This is a genomic window from Kitasatospora sp. NPDC059747, assembly GCF_042732955.1.
Classification (GTDB): domain Bacteria; phylum Actinomycetota; class Actinomycetes; order Streptomycetales; family Streptomycetaceae; genus Kitasatospora.
The window spans coordinates 13426-15436 of the sequence record NZ_JBHWGV010000096.1 but is presented as its reverse complement, the minus strand read 5'-3'; the positions used below and the strand labels follow the sequence as shown (position 1 = coordinate 15436).

Genomic DNA, 2011 nt, shown 5'->3' with positions numbered 1-2011 from the left:
TCGTGGTGTTGGGCGTCTCCGGAGTCGCCAACCCCACCCTGGCCCGCCACCGGGCCGACCCCCTCGGCCACCCCTCCCCCGCGGCGCACGACTTCCACCCGGCGGCCAACATCGCCAAGATGTCGGCGGGCATCCCGCTGGACGACGAGGACCGCGCCCCCTGGCTGCGGGCCCTCGGCGGCTGGCTCGGGGAGCGCGCCGAGTCCGGCGACGGCGGTGTGGTCACCTGTTCGGCGCTGAAGCGGCGCTACCGCGACACCCTGCGCGCGGCCTGCCCGGGCGCCTTCTTCCTGCACCTGAGCGGCGGTCACGAGCTGGTCGAGGACCGGCTCGCCCACCGCACCGGCCACTTCATGCCGCCGTCGCTGCTCGACTCCCAGTACGCCGCGCTCGAACCCCTGGGCGCGGACGAGCGCGGTGCCGTCCTGGACGTCGGCCCGTCCCCCGAAGAACTCGTCGAGATGGCCGTGGCGCTGCTGCGGCCCGTCAATGGAGACCTCGCGTGAGTATGTCCCCCACTCTGCTGGCGGCCGCCCCACCGGCCCTGCCGCACACCGGCAGCGACTCCCAGCTGCTGGTCGCGGTGCTGCTGAGCATCGGTGCGATCGTCCTGCTGATCACCAAGCTGAAGCTGCACCCGTTCCTCGCCCTCACGCTCGGGTCCGGCCTGCTGGCCGCGGTCGCCGGGGTGCCGTTCGACAAGCTGCTGACCAGCTTCTCGACGGGCTTCGGCTCGACCGTGGCGAGCGTCGGCCTGCTGATCGGCCTCGGCGCGATGCTCGGCAAGCTGCTCGCCGACTCGGGCGGCGCCAACATCATCGCGGACACCGTGCTGGCCAGGTCCGGCCGCAAGGCGCTGCCCTGGGCGATGGCGCTGATCGCGGCGGTGCTCGGGCTGCCGCTGTTCTTCGAGGTCGGCGTCGTGCTGCTGATCCCGATCGTGCTGCTGGTGGCGCGCCGCGGCAACGTGCCGCTGATGCGGATCGGCATCCCCGCCCTCGCCGGCCTGTCGGTGCTGCACGGCCTGGTGCCCCCGCACCCGGGCCCGCTGGTGGCCGTCGACGCGCTGAAGGCGGACCTCGGCATCACCCTGGCGCTCGGCCTGGTGATCGCGATCCCGACCCTGATCATCGCCGGCCCGCTGTTCGCCCGGGTGGCGGAGCGCTGGGTGGGCCCGCTGGAGATCCCGGCCGCCACCGCCCCGGAGGAGACCGCGAAGCCCGAGCGCACGCCGTCGTTCGGCGCGGTCCTGGCGACCATCCTGCTGCCGGTCGCGCTGATGCTCGGCAAGGCGCTCGCGGACGTCGTGATCGACGACCCGAAGGCGCTCGGCCAGCGGGTGTTCGACTTCGTCGGCTCGCCGCTGATCGCGCTGCTGGCCGCGACCCTGCTCGGGATGCTGACCCTCGGCCGGGCGGCGGGCTTCGACCGGGCCCGGATCTCCGACGCCGTCGGGAAGTCGCTGGGCCCGATCGCCGGCATCGTGTTCATCGTCGGTGCCGGCGGCGGCTTCAAGCAGACCCTGATCGACGTCGGCGTCGGCAACGCGGTCAGCGAGTGGTCCGGCAAGTGGCACGTCTCGGCGCTGCTGCTGGGCTGGCTGATCGCCGTGCTGATCCGCCTGGCCACCGGTTCGGCGACGGTCGCCACCATCACCGCGGCCGGCATCGTCTCCCCGCTCGCGGCGAACATGTCCTCGACCCACGCGGCGCTGCTGGTCCTCGCGATCGGCGCCGGCTCGCTGTTCCTCTCGCACGTCAACGACGCCGGCTTCTGGCTGGTGAAGGAGTACTTCGGGATGAGCGTCGGCCAGACGCTGAAGTCCTGGTCGGTGATGGAGACGGTGATCTCGGTCGTCGCGATCGCCCTGATCATGCCGCTGAGCCTCATCGTCTAGCGGCGCCCGCGATTCCCCGCAGGGGCGGGGGGCCCCTGGAGTCAGGGGGGGCCCCGGGTGGCGGGGCCCGGGGTTGTGCGCCCGCCCCCGCCCCCCCCGCCCCCCCCCCCCCGC

Annotated in this window: 2 protein-coding genes; both read left to right on the top strand. The window is 73.5% G+C overall.

The features are described from left to right. The first annotated feature begins 2 nt into the window (after positions 1–2). Positions 3–506 (top strand): gluconokinase, encoded by a 504-nt coding sequence (locus tag ACFV4G_RS32285; protein ID WP_380445694.1) that lies wholly within the window; start codon positions 3–5, stop codon positions 504–506. A gap of 2 nt (positions 507–508) precedes the next feature. After that, positions 509–1897 carry a gluconate:H+ symporter gene (locus ACFV4G_RS32280; RefSeq protein WP_380445711.1) on the top strand — a complete coding sequence of 463 codons (1389 nt, stop codon included), beginning with the start codon at positions 509–511 and terminating at the stop codon, positions 1895–1897. The last annotated feature ends 114 nt before the right edge of the window (positions 1898–2011 follow it).